The organism is Variovorax sp. DXTD-1, from assembly GCF_003984625.1.
In the GTDB taxonomy this organism is placed as follows: Bacteria; Pseudomonadota; Gammaproteobacteria; order Burkholderiales; family Burkholderiaceae_C; genus Variovorax.
Window position 1 is genome coordinate 1 of the sequence record NZ_RWKH01000034.1, and the last position, 17476, is coordinate 17476.

Genomic DNA, 17476 nt, shown 5'->3' on the forward strand with positions numbered 1-17476 from the left:
AGCGTAAAGAGTACCGGAGGGGTATAGCTCAATTGGCAGAGCGTCGGTCTCCAAAACCGAAGGTTGTAGGTTCGATTCCTACTGCCCCTGCCACCTAGGTGGCGCCCCGAAAAGCCCATCGTTGACCCGATGGGAGGCTAAAAAAGCCCATCGTGACCCGATGGGCTTCGGCGTCTCAAGAAGACGCATTGAATTGAAGGCCGGAAGGCCGCAGGAAATCAGCCAAACATGGCCACTTCTCAAATCGAAACCGTGAGCACGGGTGCCGACAAGGCCAAATTGGCTGTGTCGGTGCTGCTGGCAGTGGGCGCCATCGTCGCGTTCTATCTGCTCGCGCGTCAAGGCTCGCTGGTGCAATGGGCTGCGCTGCTGGTCGGCCTGGCCGCGGCTGTGGGCGCGTTCGGCAGTTCGGAGAATGGCCGCCAGTTGTGGGCTTTTGGCCGCGACTCGTGGCGCGAGGTCAAGAAGGTCGTCTGGCCGGCCCGCAAAGAAGCAATGCAGATGACGGCTTACGTGTTTGCCTTCGTGGCAGTCATGTCCGTCTTCCTCTGGCTCACCGACAAGACGCTCGAATGGGTGTTTTTCGACCTCATTCTGGGCTGGAGAAAATAAATGACTGACGACGCTGTTGAAACCACGCCGAGCAGCCCGGAAGAGGAAAACACCTCCGTGCTGGCTCCTGCCGCCAACCCTGATTTGCGTTGGTACGTGGTGCATGCCTACTCGGGCATGGAAAAGGCCGTCGAACGCAACATCACCGAGCGCATCAACCGCGCCGGCATGCAGGACAAGTTCGGCCGCATCCTGGTTCCGACCGAAGAAGTGGTCGAAATCAAGAACGGCCAGAAGCGCACCACCGAGCGCCGCTTCTTCCCGGGCTATGTGCTGGTCGAAATGATCATGGACGACGAGAGCTGGCACCTGGTGAAGCACACCAACAAGGTGACGGGTTTTGTCGGTGGCGCCAAGAACCGCCCGGCCCCGATCTCGCAGAAAGAGGTCGAGGACATCGTCAGCCAGATGCAGCAGGGCACCGAGAAGCCGCGCCACAAGGTCGAGTTCACCGTGGGCGAATTCGTGCGCGTCAAGGAAGGCCCGTTCACCGACTTCAACGGCACCGTTGAAGACGTGAACTACGAAAAGAGCAAGGTCAGCGTGTCGGTCATGATTTTCGGCCGCGCGACGCCTGTGGAGCTCGAATTCGGCCAGGTCGAGAAGACCTGAGTCCTCCGGTCTCCGGACCGGAACCATTTCCGGCTGCGCGTTGTCCGACTCGGCGCGCGGCCTTGATCGAAGAGTCGTTTAACCCCGGGGAGCCGAGGCGAGAGCCAAGGCGATATCACCCGCAAGGAGCAAAAACATGGCGAAAAAAATCGTCGGCTTCGTCAAGCTGCAAGTACCAGCTGGCAAGGCCAACCCATCACCACCCATCGGTCCCGCACTGGGCCAGCGTGGTTTGAACATCATGGAGTTCTGCAAGGCGTTCAATGCGCAAACGCAGAGCTACGAGCCGGGTCTGGCGCTGCCGGTGGTCATCACCGCGTTCGCCGACAAGAGCTTCACCTTCATCATCAAGTCGCCCCCGGCTGGCGTGCTGATCAAGAAGGCGATCAAGCTGGACAAGGGCTCGGCCCGTCCGCACACCGACAAGGTCGGCAAGATCACGCGCGCTCAGCTCGAAGAAATCGCCAAGACCAAGATGAAGGACCTGACGGCCGCCGATATGGACGCCGCGGTTCGCACCATCGCCGGTACTGCCCGTTCGATGGGCGTGAATGTGGAGGGCGTGTAAATGTCCAAGATCACCAAGAAGCAAAAAGCGCTCGCAGGCAAGGTCGACAGCAACAAGCTGTACCCGCTGGCTGACGCCATCGGCCTCGTGAAGGAAGCCGCCACCGCCAAGTTCGACGAATCGATCGACGTGGCCGTGCAGCTCGGCATCGACGCGAAGAAGTCTGACCAGGTCGTGCGTGGCGCCGTCGTGCTGCCCAACGGCACCGGCAAGACCAAGCGCGTGGCCGTGTTCGCCCAAGGCGCCAAGGCTGACGAAGCCAAGGCTGCCGGCGCCGACATCGTCGGCATGGACGACCTCGCTGCAATGGTCAAGGCTGGCGACATGCCTTTCGACGTCGTGATTGCCGCCCCCGACGCAATGCGCGTGGTCGGTACGCTCGGCCAGATCCTCGGCCCGCGGGGCCTGATGCCCAACCCCAAGGTCGGCACCGTGACCCCGGACGTCGCCACGGCCGTGAAGAACGCCAAGGCTGGCCAGGTTCAGTTCCGCGTCGACAAGGCCGGCATCGTGCACGGCACGATCGGCCGCCGTTCGTTCGACACCGACAAGCTGCAGGGCAACCTCGCCGCGCTGATCGACGCTCTGGTCAAGGCCAAGCCGGCGACGAGCAAGGGCGTGTACCTGCGCAAGGTGGCTGTTTCGTCGACCATGGGTCTGGGTGTCCGCGTGGACACGCAAACCATTTCGGCGAGCTAAAGAGATTTGCCCGGCTCTGAAAAGAGCAGGGCGAATGTGGTGGGTCGCGGCAGCTTCGGTTGCCGCGAGCCATCCAAGACCGCTGGTGTGCAGGGCGCTGCACTTAATCGCCGGATCGATCCTTCCGGTATCCAGCGCAGATGGCGACCCCACTGCAAGGAATTTGATTTTTGTTCCGAAACAGTTGGTCGCTGCATGAAGCGCGATCCGAGGCCCTGGCCGAAGGTCGCATTAAAAGGAGTAGACCTTGAGTCTGAATCGCAGTGAGAAAGAAGCGGTCATCAGTGATGTGACCAGCCTCGCCGCTAAAGCTCAAACGCTCGTGATGGCGGAATACCGTGGCATCACGGTTGCCGATATGACCAAACTGCGCACCGAAGCTCGCAGCAAGGGTGTGACTCTCAGCGTGTTGAAGAACACGCTGGCACGCCGTGCTGTGGCTGGTAGCGCATTCGAAGTCGTCGGTGACCAGATGACCGGTCCGCTGATCTACGGCTTTTCCGAAGACGCAGTGGCCGCCGCCAAGGTGGTGGCCGACTTCGCGAAGACCAACGACAAGTTGGTGATTCGCGGCGGCGCGTTTGGCGGCAAGGTCCTGGACGTCGAGGGCGTGAAGCAACTGGCCAACATCCCTTCCAAGGAAGTGCTGTTGTCGCAATTGCTGGGCTTGATGCAATCCCCGATCTCTCGTACCGCTCGCGTGCTCGCGGCGCTGGCCGAGAAGCGCGGTGGTGGCGAAGCTGCACCCGCCGATGCACCGGCAGAAGCGCAGGCCGCTTGAGCCTTGCGTTTGAAATATTCAACCCAATTGTTAGGAAACAAAAATGGCATTCGATAAAGACGCATTTCTGACCGCGCTCGACAGCATGACGGTCCTGGAACTCAACGACCTGGTGAAAGCCATCGAAGAGAAGTTCGGCGTGAGCGCCGCTGCAATGGCTGCCCCCGCCGGCGCTGGTGGTGGTGCTACCGCCGCTGCTGCCGAAGAGCAGACCGAGTTCAACGTCATGCTGATGGATGCAGGCGCGAACAAGGTTTCGGCCATCAAGGCCGTGCGCGAAATCACGGGCCTGGGCCTCAAGGAAGCCAAGGACCTGGTGGAAGCCGCTCCCAAGGCTGTCAAGGAAGGCCTGTCGAAGGCTGACGCCGAAGCCGCCAAGAAGAAGCTGGAAGACGCTGGCGCCAAGGTGGAACTGAAGTAATTCAGACCCCCTAGAGGGCTGGAGGTGCCTGAAAAGGCCCTCCAGCCTTTGCCGCTTTCAGAGCGCACCCAAAAGACGCCGTCTCTATGCGTTTTTTGAGTGTCTTCTGACCCCGACTGCAGAAGACCCCTTGGTTCGGGCGATGTGCAACGCATCGCTGTCCGCCAACGGCTGGTAGTGGCCAGCCGCCAAGCAGTAGTGCCTCGGCATTGCTGACAAGTCGCTGAAGATCTCAAGCTCCGGAGCTCTCATGGCCCAATCGTCCGCGTACAGTTACACCGAACGCAAGCGCATCCGAAAAAGTTTCGGTAACCGCGACAGCGTCGTCGAAATCCCCTACCTGCTGCAGATGCAAAAGGACGCGTACACCGCGTTCCTGCAAGCCGGCATTCCGCCCAAACAACGCACCGTCGAAGGCCTGCAGGCCGCGTTCGACGCAGCCTTCCCGATCGTCTCGCACAATGGTTTTGTCGAGATGAAGTTCCTCGAGTACAACCTCGCGAAGCCGGCCTTCGACGTGCGCGAATGCCAGACCCGCGGCCTGACCTTCGCCTCGGCCGTGCGCGCCAAGGTCCAGCTCATCATCTATGACCGCGAGTCGTCGACGTCGCAGTCGAAGGTGGTCAAGGAAGTGAAGGAACAAGAGGTCTACATGGGCGAAGTGCCGCTCATGACCGAAAAGGGTTCGTTCATCATCAACGGCACCGAGCGCGTGATCGTCTCGCAGCTGCATCGTTCGCCCGGCGTGTTCTTCGAACACGACAAGGGCAAGACGCACAGCTCGGGCAAGCTGCTGTTCTCGGCCCGCGTGATTCCCTACCGCGGCTCGTGGCTCGACTTCGAGTTCGACCCGAAGGACATGCTGTACTTCCGCGTCGACCGTCGCCGCAAGATGCCCGTGACGATCCTGCTGAAGGCCATCGGCCTGAACCCGGAATCGATCCTCGCGAACTTCTTCGTGAACGACAACTTCCGCCTGATGGACAGCGGCGCGCAGATGGAATTCGTTCCCGAGCGCCTGCGCGGCGAAGTCGCGCGCTTCGACATCACCGACAAGTCGGGCAAGGTCGTGGTCGCCAAGGACAAGCGCGTCACCGCGCGCCACACGCGTGAGCTCGAGCAGTCGGGCACCACGCACATCAGCGTGCCGGAAGACTTCCTGGTCGGCCGCGTCATTGCCCGCAACATCGTCGACGCCGACTCCGGCGAAATCCTGGCCAAGGCCAACGACGAGCTGACCGAAGCGCTACTCAAGAAGCTGCGCACGGCAGGCGTGCAGGACATCCAGGTCATTTACACCAACGAACTCGACCAGGGCGCGTACATCTCGCAAACCCTGCGCATCGACGAAACGGTGGACGAGTTTGCCGCCCGAGTGGCCATCTACCGCATGATGCGCCCCGGCGAGCCGCCGACGGAAGATGCCGTGCAGGCCCTGTTCCAGCGCCTGTTCTACAACCCGGACACGTACGACCTGTCGCGCGTCGGCCGCATGAAGTTCAACGCCAAGGTCGGCCGCGACGAATCGACCGGCCCGATGGTGCTGACCAACGAAGACATCCTGGCCGTGGTCAAGATTCTCGTTGACCTGCGCAACGGCAACGGCGAAGTCGACGACATCGACCACCTGGGCAACCGCCGCGTGCGTTGCGTCGGCGAACTGGCCGAAAACCAGTACCGCACCGGCCTCGCCCGTATCGAGAAGGCCGTGAAGGAGCGTCTGGGCCAGGCGGAGCAAGAGCCGCTGATGCCGCACGACCTGATCAACAGCAAGCCGATCTCGGCCGCGCTGAAGGAATTCTTCGGTGCCTCGCAGCTGTCGCAGTTCATGGACCAGACGAACCCGCTGTCCGAAATCACCCACAAGCGCCGCGTGTCGGCCCTTGGCCCGGGTGGTTTGACGCGCGAGCGTGCAGGCTTCGAAGTGCGCGACGTGCACGTGACCCATTACGGCCGCGTGTGCCCGATCGAAACGCCTGAAGGCCCGAACATCGGCCTGATCAATTCGCTGGCCCTGTACGCCCGCCTGAACGAATACGGCTTCATCGAGACGCCGTACCGCCGGGTGGTGGATGGCAAGGTCACGATGGACATCGACTACCTGTCGGCCATCGAAGAAGGCAAGTACGTCATCGCCCAGGCCAATGCGGTGCTGGACAAGGACGGCAAGCTGATCGGCGACCTGGTCTCCGCGCGTGAAGCCGGCGAATCGATCCTGGTGGGGGCAGAGCGCGTCCAGTACATGGACGTGTCGCCCGCGCAGATCGTGTCGGTGGCCGCCTCGCTCGTTCCGTTCCTCGAGCACGACGACGCGAACCGCGCGCTGATGGGCGCCAACATGCAGCGCCAGGCCGTGCCTGTGCTGCGTCCTGAGAAGCCGATCGTCGGTACCGGTATCGAGCGCGTTTCCGCGGTCGACTCGGGCACCGTGGTCACGGCCACCCGCGGCGGTATCGTCGATTACGTCGACGCGACCCGCATCGTGGTGCGCGTGAACGACGCCGAAGCGGCTGCAGGTGAAGTCGGTGTGGACATCTACAACCTGATCAAGTATCAGCGTTCGAACCAGAACACCAACATCCACCAGCGTCCGATCGTCAAGCGCGGCGACAAGATCGCCAAGGGCGACGTGGTGGCCGATGGCGCATCGACCGACCTCGGCGAACTGGCTCTCGGCCAGAACATGCTGATCGCGTTCATGCCCTGGAACGGCTACAACTTCGAAGACTCGATCCTGATCTCCGAACGCGTCGTCGCGGAAGACCGCTACACCTCGATCCACATCGAGGAACTGGTGGTGATGGCTCGCGACACCAAGCTGGGTGCCGAAGAAATCACGCGCGACATTCCGAACCTGGCCGAGCAGCAGCTCAACCGCCTCGACGAATCCGGCATCATCTACGTCGGCGCCGAAGTGCAGCCGGGCGACACGCTGGTGGGCAAGGTCACGCCGAAGGGCGAGACCACGCTGACGCCTGAAGAGAAGCTGCTTCGCGCCATCTTCGGCGAGAAGGCTTCCGACGTGAAGGACACCTCGCTGCGTGTGGATCAAGGCTCGCAAGGCACCGTGATCGACGTGCAGGTGTTCACCCGCGAAGGCATCACGCGCGACAAGCGCGCCCAGCAGATCATCGACGACGAGCTCAAGCGCTTCCGCCTCGACCTGAACGACCAGCTTCGCATCGTCGAAGCCGACGCGTTCGACCGTATCGAGAAGCTCCTGACCGGCAAGGTCGCCAACGGCGGCCCGAACAAGCTGGCCAAGGGCACCAAGCTCGACAAGGCTTACCTGTCGTCGGTCGAGAAGTTCCACTGGTTCGACATCCGCCCGGCGGACGACGAAGTGGCAACGCAGCTCGAGTCGATCAAGAACTCGCTGGAGCAGACGCGCCACAGCTTCGACCTCGCGTTCGAAGAAAAGCGCAAGAAGCTCACGCAGGGCGACGAGCTGCCCGCGGGCGTGCTCAAGATGGTCAAGGTCTACCTGGCCGTCAAGCGCCGCCTGCAACCCGGCGACAAGATGGCCGGCCGCCACGGCAACAAGGGTGTGGTGTCGAAGATCGTTCCGGTCGAAGACATGCCTCACATGGCTGACGGCACCCCGTGCGACATCTGCCTGAACCCGCTGGGCGTGCCTTCGCGGATGAACGTGGGCCAGGTGCTCGAAGTGCACCTGGGCTGGGCCGGCAAGGGCATCGGCCAGCGCATCGGCGACCTGCTGCAGCAAGAGGCCAAGGTGGCCGAGCTGCGCAAGTTCATGGAGCAGCTGTACAACGGCTCGGGCCGCAAGGAAGACCTCAGCAAGCTGAGCGACACCGACGTGCTCGAAATGGCCGCCAACCTGCAGAGCGGCGCGACCTTCGCCACGCCGGTGTTCGACGGCGCCTCGGAAGAAGAAATCCGCGGCATGCTGAAGCTCGCCTACCCGGACGACATCGCCAAGCTCAAGGGCCTGACCGATACCCGTACCCAGGCGTACCTGTTCGACGGCCGCACCGGCGACCAGTTCGAGCGTCCCGTCACCGTCGGCTACATGCACTTCCTGAAGCTGCATCACCTGGTGGACGACAAGATGCACGCACGTTCGACCGGCCCGTACTCGCTCGTCACTCAGCAACCGCTGGGCGGCAAGGCGCAATTCGGCGGCCAGCGTTTCGGTGAGATGGAAGTGTGGGCGCTGGAAGCTTACGGCGCCGCCTACGTCCTGCAGGAAATGCTGACCGTGAAGTCCGACGACGTGCAAGGCCGTACCAAGGTGTACGAAAGCATCGTCAAGGGCGAACACACGATCGAAGCCGGCATGCCGGAATCGTTCAACGTGCTGGTCAAGGAAATCCGTTCGCTGGGTCTCGACATCGAGCTCGAGCGTTCGTAATCAGAAGAGGAAAGAGTCACATGAAATCGCTACTCGACCTGTTCAAGCAGTTCACACCCGATGAGCATTTCGATGCCATCAAGATCGGCATGGCTTCGCCCGAGAAGATCCGTTCGTGGTCTTTCGGCGAGGTGAAGAAGCCAGAGACGATCAACTACCGCACGTTCAAGCCCGAGCGCGACGGTCTCTTCTGCGCCAAGATCTTCGGCCCCATCAAGGACTACGAGTGCCTGTGCGGCAAGTACAAGCGCCTGAAGCACCGCGGCGTGATCTGCGAGAAGTGCGGCGTTGAAGTCACGCAGACTAAGGTGCGCCGCGAGCGCATGGGCCACATCGACCTGGCCGCGCCCTGCGCGCACATCTGGTTCCTGAAGTCGCTGCCGTCGCGTCTGGGCCTGGTGCTCGACATGACCCTGCGCGACATCGAACGCGTGCTGTACTTCGAAGCCTACGTGATCACCGACCCCGGCATGACCCCGCTGAAGAAGTTCGGCATCATGTCCGAGGACGACTATGACGCGAAGCGCAAGGAATACGGCGACGAGTTCGTCGCCAAGATGGGCGCCGAAGGCATCAAGGACCTGCTCGAAGGCATCGAACTCGACAGCGAGATCGAACGCCTGCGCGGCGACCTGACCGGCTCCGAAGTCAAGGTCAAGAAGAACTCCAAGCGCCTGAAGGTGCTCGAGGCCTTCCGCAAGTCGGGCATCAAGCCCGAGTGGATGGTGCTCGACGTGCTGCCCGTGCTGCCGCCGGACCTGCGTCCGCTGGTGCCGCTGGACGGCGGCCGCTTTGCGACGTCCGACCTGAACGACCTGTACCGCCGCGTCATCAACCGCAATTCGCGCCTGCGCCGCCTGCTGGAGCTCAAGGCTCCGGAAATCATCGCGCGCAACGAAAAGCGGATGCTGCAAGAGGCTGTCGATTCGCTGCTGGACAACGGCCGTCGCGGCAAGGCCATGACGGGCGCCAACAAGCGCGCGCTCAAGTCGCTGGCCGACATGATCAAGGGCAAGAGCGGCCGCTTCCGCCAGAACCTGCTGGGCAAGCGCGTCGACTACTCGGGCCGTTCGGTCATCGTGGTGGGCCCGACGCTCAAGCTGCACCAGTGCGGCCTGCCCAAGCTGATGGCGCTCGAGCTGTTCAAGCCTTTCATCTTCTCGCGCCTCGAAGCCATGGGCATCGCGACGACGATCAAGGCGGCCAAGAAGGAAGTCGAATCCGGCACGCCGGTGGTCTGGGACATCCTGGAAGAAGTGATCAAGGAACACCCGGTCATGCTGAACCGTGCGCCTACGCTGCACCGTTTGGGCATCCAGGCGTTCGAGCCGATCCTGATCGAAGGCAAGGCCATCCAGCTGCACCCGCTGGTTTGCGCGGCGTTCAACGCCGACTTCGACGGCGACCAGATGGCCGTTCACGTGCCGCTGTCGGTGGAAGCGCAAATGGAAGCCCGCACGCTGATGCTGGCCTCCAACAACGTGCTGTTCCCGGCCTCGGGCGAACCGTCGATCGTTCCTTCGCAGGACGTGGTGCTGGGTCTGTACTACACGACCCGCGACCGCATCAATGGCAAGGGCGAGGGCCTGATCTTCTCCGACATCGGTGAAGTGCAGCGCGCGCTCGACGCCAACGAGGTCGAGCTGACCGCCAAGGTTGCCGTGCGCATCACGGAGTACACCAAGGACAAGGAAACGGGTGAATTCACGCCGTCCACGTCGCTGGTGGACACCACCGTGGGCCGCGCACTGCTGTCCGAGATCCTGCCGAAGGGCCTGCCGTTCTCGAACATCAACAAGGCGCTGAAGAAGAAGGAAATCTCCAAGCTCATCAACGTCTCGTTCCGCAAGTGCGGCCTGAAAGAGACCGTCGTGTTCGCCGACAAGCTGCTGCAAAACGGCTTCCGCCTGGCAACCAAGGCCGGTATCTCGATCGCGATCGACGACATGCTGGTGCCTGCTGAAAAGCACGGCATCATCGAGCGTTCCGCCAAGGAAGTGAAAGAGATCGAGCAGCAGTACGTCTCGGGTCTGGTGACCTCCGGCGAGCGCTACAACAAGGTGGTGGACATCTGGGGCAAGGCCGGCGACGAAGTGTCGAAGGTGATGATGTCCAAGCTGTCCAAGCAGAAGGTCGTCGACCGCCACGGCAAGGAAGTGGAGCAGGAGTCCTTCAACTCCATCTACATGATGGCCGACTCCGGCGCCCGCGGTTCCGCAGCGCAGATTCGCCAGGTGGCCGGTATGCGTGGCCTGATGGCCAAGCCGGACGGCTCGATCATCGAGACGCCCATTACCGCGAACTTCCGCGAAGGCCTGAACGTGCTGGAGTACTTCATCTCCACCCACGGTGCCCGTAAGGGTCTGGCCGACACGGCACTGAAGACCGCGAACTCGGGTTACCTGACCCGTCGTCTGGTCGACGTGACGCAAGACCTGGTGGTGACGGAGCAGGACTGCGGCACGCACGGCGGCTACCTGATGCGCGCCATCGTCGAAGGCGGTGAAGTCATCGAATCGCTGCGCGACCGTATCCTCGGCCGCTCGGCTGCGGATGACGTGCTGCACCCGGAAAACCGTTCGGTGCTGCTCAAGGCCGGCGAGATGTTCGACGAAGACAACATCGAACTCCTCGAAGCCGAGGGCGTCGACGAAGTCAAGGTCCGCACCGCGCTGACCTGCGAAACCCGCTTCGGCATCTGCGCGACCTGCTACGGCCGCGACCTGGGCCGCGGCGGCCTGATCAACATCGGCGAAGCCGTCGGTGTGATCGCGGCGCAGTCGATCGGCGAACCCGGCACGCAGCTCACGATGCGTACGTTCCACATCGGTGGTGCGGCATCGCGTGCGGCAGTGGCCTCGAGCGTCGAAGCCAAGTCCAACGGCACGATCGGCTTCAACGCCACGATGCGCTATGTGACCAACAGCAAGAACGAGCTGGTGGTGATTGCACGTTCGGGCGAGATCGTCATCCATGACGAGCACGGCCGCGAGCGCGAGCGCCACAAGGTGCCGTACGGCGCGACCCTGGCCGTCAAGGCCGACCAGCAGATCAAGGCCGGCCACGTGCTTGCCAACTGGGATCCGCTGACGCGCCCGATCATTACCGAGTTCGCCGGCAAGACGCAGTTCGAGAACGTCGAGGAAGGCCTCACGGTCGCCAAGCAGGTGGACGAAGTAACCGGTCTGTCGACCCTGGTCGTGATCGACCCGAAGCGCCGCGGCGCTGCCAAGGTCGTGCGCCCGCAGGTGAAGCTCATCGACGCCTCCGGCGCCGAAGTGAAGATCCCGGGTACCGACCACTCGGTGACGATCGGCTTCCCGATCGGCGCCCTGGTGCAGGTGCGTGACGGCCAGGACGTGGGCCCCGGCGAAGTGCTGGCGCGCATTCCGGTCGAAGGCCAGAAGACGCGCGACATTACCGGCGGTCTGCCGCGTGTTGCCGAGCTCTTCGAAGCCCGTTCGCCGAAGGACAAGGGCATGCTGGCCGAAATGACCGGTACCGTGTCGTTCGGCAAGGAGACCAAGGGCAAGATCCGCCTGCAGATCACCGATCCGGAAGGCACGGTCTGGGAAGACCTCGTGCCGAAGGAAAAGAACATCCTGGTGCACGAAGGCCAGGTGGTGAACAAGGGCGAAAGCGTAGTCGACGGTCCGGCGGATCCGCAGGACATCCTGCGCCTCCTGGGTTCGGAAGAACTCGCGCGCTACATCGTGGACGAAGTGCAGGACGTGTACCGTTTGCAGGGTGTGAAGATCAACGACAAGCACATCGAGGTGATCGTTCGCCAGATGCTGCGCCGCGTCGTGGTCGACAACATCGGCGACACGAGCTACATCTCCGGCGAACAGGTCGAACGCAGCGAAATGCTCAACACCAACGACGCCCTGCGCGCCGAAGGCAAGATCCCCGCGACGTTCACCAACCTGCTGCTGGGTATCACGAAGGCATCGCTCTCGACCGACTCGTTCATCTCTGCCGCTTCGTTCCAGGAAACGACGCGCGTGCTGACCGAAGCCGCGATCATGGGCAAGCGCGACGAGCTGCGCGGCCTGAAGGAAAACGTCATCGTCGGCCGCCTGATTCCCGCAGGTACCGGCATGGCTTACCACCAGGCCCGCAAGGTCAAGGACCAGATGGACGAGGCCGAGCGCCGCGCCATCGCCGAATCGGAAGCTGCAGAGCTGGCCGGTTCGACCAGCGATGTCGACAGCACGGCCGACGCCAGCGAAGGCGCCGCGTCCGAATAACTGGTTAGCATCACCGGTCATGACCGGTATCCGACGCCCCCCGACCGCTTCCGGTTGGGGGGCGTTTTTCTTTGAGCTTTCCATGAGGCGTTTTCGTCGATGAGCGTATTGCCCGACTCGCTGGCCGGCTGGATCGCCACCGCGGTGCTGTTGTTCTGGTTCGTGGGCGCCTATAACCGGCTGGTGCGCTTGCGCGCGGCCGTGCTCCAGGCCTATGCCACGCTCGACGCGGCGCTGCGAAAGCAGCTCGACTTCGTTCAGGCCAGCATCACGGCCACGGCACCGAAGGAGGCGCCGCCGGACAGCCTGTCTTCATCCGTGGCGCCGCTGCAGGCCGCCACCACCCAGCTTGCCTCGGTACTCGGTGCAACCCGGCTGCGTCCGCTGGACCCGGGTGCCATGGCCGCGCTGGCCACGGCGCTGCAGGTGCTGATCAACGCATGGCAGCGTCAGCATCCGGACGCGGCGGTCACCGTGTTCGATGCGGACGGCACGCTCTCGCGGCCCGCGCCGCTGCTGTCGGCCGGAATCGGCGCCGAGGTCGCACTGCCCAGTGCGGTCGAGCCCATGGCATGGCCCGAGCCTTCGGCCTCGGCGGAAATTGCGCGCAGCCAGTTCAACGTGGCGGTAGGCCAGTACAACGCCGCGATCGTCCAGTTCCCGGCCCTGCTGGTGGCATGGTTGGTGCGATTGCGTCCTGCCGCGCCTCTGCTCTGAGGCCGGCTGCGCGAAGTCGTATTTTTTTCTTAAAGCCTGTGCGGCGCTGTGCGTCACGCGGGCCCGTTACCATCGCCCCAACTTGCCAGAACTATCTTCCGATCATCCAGGCGGCAGCGCGCCGCTGCTGCAACCGCCGTTGTGGCGCCAACTGCAATTGACAGCGGTGGCGCTCGCGTCGATTCGCGCCGGCAGCTCGGGCACCGTCGCCTTCGAATCCGTGGAGCCCGCCATGCGCCCCGGCGTGCAGGCGCTCGGCTTTCAGGTGCTGCGCTGGCTTGGCCGCGCCGAAGCACTGCGCCGCCACTTGGCCAAGCGCACGCCGCCGCCGCTGCCCGACGCCTTGCTGTGCACCGCGCTGGCGCTGGCCTGGGACGCGCAGCAGGCGCCGTACGAACCCTTCACCCTGGTCGACCAGGCCGTGGAGGCCGCCAAACGCAACCCGGCCACGCGCGCGCAGGCGAGTTTCATCAACGCCTGCCTGCGCCGCTTCCTGCGGGAGCGCGACGAGCTCGTGGCCGCGACCGACCATGAGCCGGTGGCGCAGTGGAACCATCCGCGCTGGTGGATCGAGCGCCTCAAGCGCGACCATCCGCGCGACTGGCAGCGCGTGCTCACCGCAGACAACGCACACGCGCCGATGACCCTGCGCGTGAACGTGCAGAAGATCACTGTTCCGGCCTATCAGCTGGCGCTCGAAGCGATCGGCCTGGAGTCCGTTCGCGTGGGTGCGTCCGGCCTGCAATTGGCGCGTGCCCGGCCGGTGCAACAGCTGCCCGGCTTTGCCGACGGCGATTGCTCGGTGCAGGATGCCGCCGCGCAAATGGCGGCGCCGCTGCTGCTCGAAGGGCTGCTGCCCGCCGACGGCGCCGCACCGCTGCGAGTGCTCGATGCCTGCGCCGCTCCGGGCGGCAAGACGGCCCACCTGCTCGAGGTGGGCGGCCCGGGTGCCATCGAAGTCACGGCTCTTGAGGTGGACCCTGTTCGCAGCCGCCGCATCGACGAGACCCTGAGCCGGCTTGGACTGACCGCTAAAGTAGTAGTGGCCGATGCCGCGCGCCCGTCCGCGTGGTGGGACGGCACGCCCTTCGACGCCATTCTGCTCGATGCGCCGTGCACGGCCTCGGGCATTGTCCGGCGCCACCCCGACGTACGCTGGCTGCGCCGCGAGAGCGACACGGGCCAGCTCGCGGTGCAGCAGGCCGCGCTGCTGGCGGCGCTCTGGCCCTTGGTCCGGCCCGGCGGCCGGCTGCTCTATTGCACCTGTTCCGTGTTCCGCGAAGAGGGCTCGCAACAAATCGATGCGTTTCTTGCGCACAACACCAACGCCCGATTGAAGGCATCGCCGGGCCATTTGCTCCCCCAAAGCGGGGCGAATGCCCGCGCCGTCCCGGACAATCCCTCAGGTGATCACGACGGCTTCTTCTACGCCCTGCTTGAAAAACGTCCCGGTTAAAACTTGGGCCCGGCGCGGCTTGGCGCGGATGGCGGCGCTGCTGCTGGCGGTGGTGATGGTCACGCTGCTGGGCTGGCTGCCCCTGACCGCTACGGCGCAAGGGCGCAACGGCCCTTCGGTCACCCAGATGCGCCTGGAGCAGGCGGACGACGGCGTGTATCTCACGGCGGCCGTGCAGTTCGAGCTGCCGTCGCTGGTCGAAGAAGTGCTCGACAAGGGCATTGCCATCTACTTCGTGGCCGAGGCCGAGGTCTTCCAGGAGCGCTGGTACTGGACCGACCGCAAGGTCGCCCAGGTCACGCGCCACATGCGGCTTGCCTACCAGCCGCTCACGCGCCGCTGGCGGCTCAATGTGTCGCCGGTGCCGATCACCGGCACCGGCGGGTTCGGCGTTTCGCTGAACCAGAACTTCGACAGCCTTTCCGACGCCATGGACGCCGTCAAGCGCGTCGGCCGGCTGCGGCTGGGCGACCTGGCCGACATCGGCGACGAGGCGCAGCACCAGGTCGTGTTCCGTTTCCGGCTCGACACCTCGCAGCTGCCGCGCCCGTTCCAGATCGGCGTGGTCGGGCAGGCGGACTGGAACATCGTCGCCGAGCGCAGCGCCAAGCTGCCGCTGGAGAAGCAGCGGTGAGCACCAAACCGCGCAGCGGCGCAGCGGCCACACCCGCCGCTCGCCGCTCGCGCGCGGTCCGCTGGGCCGTGGGCGTCGGCGCCGCGCTGGTCACCGCCATCGGCCTGGTGCTGATGTTCCTGCTGGCCCAGGCCACCAACAACCGCGCGCTGTACGAGCGTTACTACGTGCGGCTCTTCGGCATCAACGTGGTGGTGGCGGTGCTGCTGGTGCTGGTCATCGGCTGGGTCGCTTTTCGCCTGCTGCGGCGGCTGCGCCAAGGCAAGTTCGGCAGCCGCCTTCTCATCAAGCTGGCCGCCATCTTCGCGCTGGTGGGCGTGGTGCCGGGCGCGCTGGTCTATGTGGTGTCCTATCAGTTCGTCGCGCGGTCGATCGAAAGCTGGTTCGACGTCAAGGTCGAGGGCGCGCTCGATGCCGGCCTCAATCTTGGCCGTGCCACGCTCGATTCGCTCTCCGACGACCTGGCCGCCAAGACCCGCGCGGCCAGCGCGCAGCTTGCACAGGTGCCCGATGCGAGCGCGGGCCTCGCGCTCGAGCGCATTCGCGACCAGCTGCAGGCCAGCGATGTGGTGCTCTGGACGGGCACCGGCCAGCTCATTGCAGGGGCAGGCACCTCGCGCTTTCAGCTGAACCCCGAGCGGCCGACCATCCAGCAATTGCGGCAAGTGCGCGCGGACCGCGCCATCGCCCACATCGAGGGCCTGGACGAAACCGCGCCGCCGGGTGCCAGCCTGCCGCCCGCCACGGTGCGCGCCATTGCCATGGTGCAGCGCCCCGGGTTCGACTTCGACACCGCGCCGCGCTTTCTCCAGGTGACGCAGCCGCTGCCGCCGGCCGTGGTGGCCAATGCGCTTGCCGTGCAAGAGGCCAACCGCGAATACCAGGAGCGCGCGCTGGCCCGCGAGGGCTTGCGGCGCATGTACATCGGCACGCTCACGCTGAGCCTGTTCCTGGCCGTGTTCGGCGCCGTGCTGCTCGCGGTGCTGTTCGGCAACCAGCTGGCGCGGCCGCTGCTTGTGCTGGCGGAAGGCGTTCGCCAGGTGGCCGCCGGCGACTTGCGGCCGACCGCCGTGCTGCAAGGCAAGGACGAGCTTGGCGGCCTGACCCGCTCCTTCGCCGTCATGACCCAGCAGCTGGCCGATGCCCGCGGTGCGGTCGAAAAGACCATGGGCCAGCTCGACGCTGCCCGTGCCAACCTGCAGACCATTCTGGACAACCTGACCTCAGGCGTGATCGTGCTCGACGCCAAGGGCACCATCCTTTCGACCAATCCCGGCGCCACCCGCGTGCTGCGCGCGCCGCTGGCCGCCTATGAAGGGCAACCCCTCGCGCAGGTGCCCGGCCTGGCCGACTTTGGCAACAGCGTGCAACAGCAGTTCGACGAATTCCAGGTCGAGCGCCTGCAGCACGGCCTCGACCACTGGCAGCATGCCTTCGAGCTGCACGCCACCGGCACTGACCTGCCGCAGCAGGGCAGCGCCATCAACATCGTCGCGCGCGGCGCCGAGCTGCCCGGCGCCGCGCGGCTGCTGGTGTTCGACGACATCTCCGAAATTGTCTCGGCCCAGCGCGCACAGGCCTGGGGCGAGGTCGCGCGCCGCCTGGCTCACGAAATCAAGAACCCGCTCACGCCCATCCAGCTCTCCGCCGAGCGGCTGGAGATGAAGCTCTCCGGCAAGGTCGCGCCGCCCGAGCAGGCCGTGCTCGTCAAGTCGGTCAAGACCATCGTCGACCAGGTCGATGCGATGAAGCGGCTGGTCAACGAATTCCGCGACTATGCCCGCCTGCCCGCGGCCGACCTGAAGCCAGTCGACCTGAATGCGCTGCTGACCGACGTGCTCCAGCTCTACAGCGCCGAGAACGCGCCCATCGCACTGCGCTCCGAGCTGGACGAGCGCTGCCCGCCCATCCGCGGGGATGCGCAGCAGATCCGCCAGGTCATTCACAACCTGCTGCAAAACGCGCAAGACGCCGCCGAGGCCGCGGCCAGCAGCACCGGCAGGGCGGGCGAGGTCGTCATTCGCACCCGCCTGGGCGATTCGGGCCAGCGCGTGCGACTGACCGTGCAGGACAGCGGGCCCGGTTTTGCCGAGAACATTCTCAAGCGCGCCTTCGAGCCCTACGTCACCACGAAAACAAAAGGTACTGGTTTGGGGCTGGCCGTGGTCAAGAAGATCGCGGACGAACACGGCGCCCGCATCGAGCTTTCCAACCGCGTTGTCGATGGGGCTGTAGCGGGGGCGCAAGTCTCGCTATCATTCGCGCTGGCAGGCGAGTCGCAAACAGCGGTCGCTCACACCGAAGATTCGAAGTCTTCCGCCGCCTGAGCGCGAAAGAAATCCATTGCGCTC

12 protein-coding genes and 1 tRNA gene are annotated in these 17476 nt (G+C 64.4%); all 13 read left to right on the forward strand.

Annotation, left to right across the window (positions count from 1 at the left end):
- The first annotated feature begins 17 nt into the window (after positions 1-17).
- Positions 18-93, forward strand: a tRNA-Trp gene (locus EJI00_RS23730).
- Between the two features lie 135 nt (positions 94-228).
- A complete protein-coding gene (gene secE / locus EJI00_RS23735; protein ID WP_126749933.1) occupies positions 229-612 on the forward strand; it encodes a preprotein translocase subunit SecE in 384 nt (127 codons plus the stop codon).
- Positions 613-1224: a transcription termination/antitermination protein NusG gene (gene nusG, locus EJI00_RS23740; protein WP_126749934.1), complete on the forward strand. Its 612-nt coding sequence runs from the start codon at positions 613-615 to the stop codon at positions 1222-1224.
- A gap of 136 nt (positions 1225-1360) precedes the next feature.
- Positions 1361-1792 carry a 50S ribosomal protein L11 gene (gene rplK / locus EJI00_RS23745; RefSeq protein ID WP_028258525.1) on the forward strand — a complete coding sequence of 144 codons (432 nt, stop codon included), beginning with the start codon at positions 1361-1363 and terminating at the stop codon, positions 1790-1792.
- The gene (rplA, locus tag EJI00_RS23750; RefSeq protein WP_126749935.1) at positions 1793-2491 is read left to right on the forward strand and encodes a 50S ribosomal protein L1; all 699 of its coding nucleotides are present in this window, start codon (positions 1793-1795) and stop codon (positions 2489-2491) included.
- 247 nt (positions 2492-2738) lie between these two features.
- Positions 2739-3272, forward strand: a complete 534-nt coding sequence (gene rplJ / locus EJI00_RS23755; protein ID WP_126749936.1) for a 50S ribosomal protein L10 — start codon at positions 2739-2741, stop codon at positions 3270-3272.
- A gap of 43 nt (positions 3273-3315) precedes the next feature.
- The gene (rplL, locus tag EJI00_RS23760; RefSeq protein ID WP_126749937.1) at positions 3316-3693 is read left to right on the forward strand and encodes a 50S ribosomal protein L7/L12; all 378 of its coding nucleotides are present in this window, start codon (positions 3316-3318) and stop codon (positions 3691-3693) included.
- Between the two features lie 250 nt (positions 3694-3943).
- Positions 3944-8068: a DNA-directed RNA polymerase subunit beta gene (gene rpoB / locus EJI00_RS23765; RefSeq protein ID WP_126749938.1), complete on the forward strand. Its 4125-nt coding sequence runs from the start codon at positions 3944-3946 to the stop codon at positions 8066-8068.
- A gap of 20 nt (positions 8069-8088) precedes the next feature.
- Positions 8089-12318, forward strand: coding sequence for a DNA-directed RNA polymerase subunit beta' (gene rpoC, locus EJI00_RS23770; RefSeq protein ID WP_126749939.1), 4230 nt, complete (start codon positions 8089-8091; stop codon positions 12316-12318).
- Positions 12319-12417: 99 nt separating this feature from the next.
- Complete coding sequence (locus EJI00_RS23775) at positions 12418-13035, forward strand: lema family protein (protein ID WP_126749940.1); 618 nt, start codon at positions 12418-12420, stop codon at positions 13033-13035.
- Between the two features lie 127 nt (positions 13036-13162).
- Entirely contained in the window at positions 13163-14491 is a 1329-nt protein-coding gene (gene rsmB / locus EJI00_RS23780; RefSeq protein WP_126749961.1) for a 16S rRNA (cytosine(967)-C(5))-methyltransferase RsmB, read from the forward strand.
- A 28-nt stretch (positions 14492-14519) separates the two neighbouring features.
- Positions 14520-15125, forward strand: coding sequence for a DUF4390 domain-containing protein (locus tag EJI00_RS23785; protein WP_185868197.1), 606 nt, complete (start codon positions 14520-14522; stop codon positions 15123-15125).
- The gene (locus EJI00_RS23790) at positions 15122-17452 is read left to right on the forward strand and encodes a sensor histidine kinase (protein ID WP_126749942.1); all 2331 of its coding nucleotides are present in this window, start codon (positions 15122-15124) and stop codon (positions 17450-17452) included. Before EJI00_RS23785 ends, EJI00_RS23790 begins: the two co-directional genes overlap by 4 nt.
- The last annotated feature ends 24 nt before the right edge of the window (positions 17453-17476 follow it).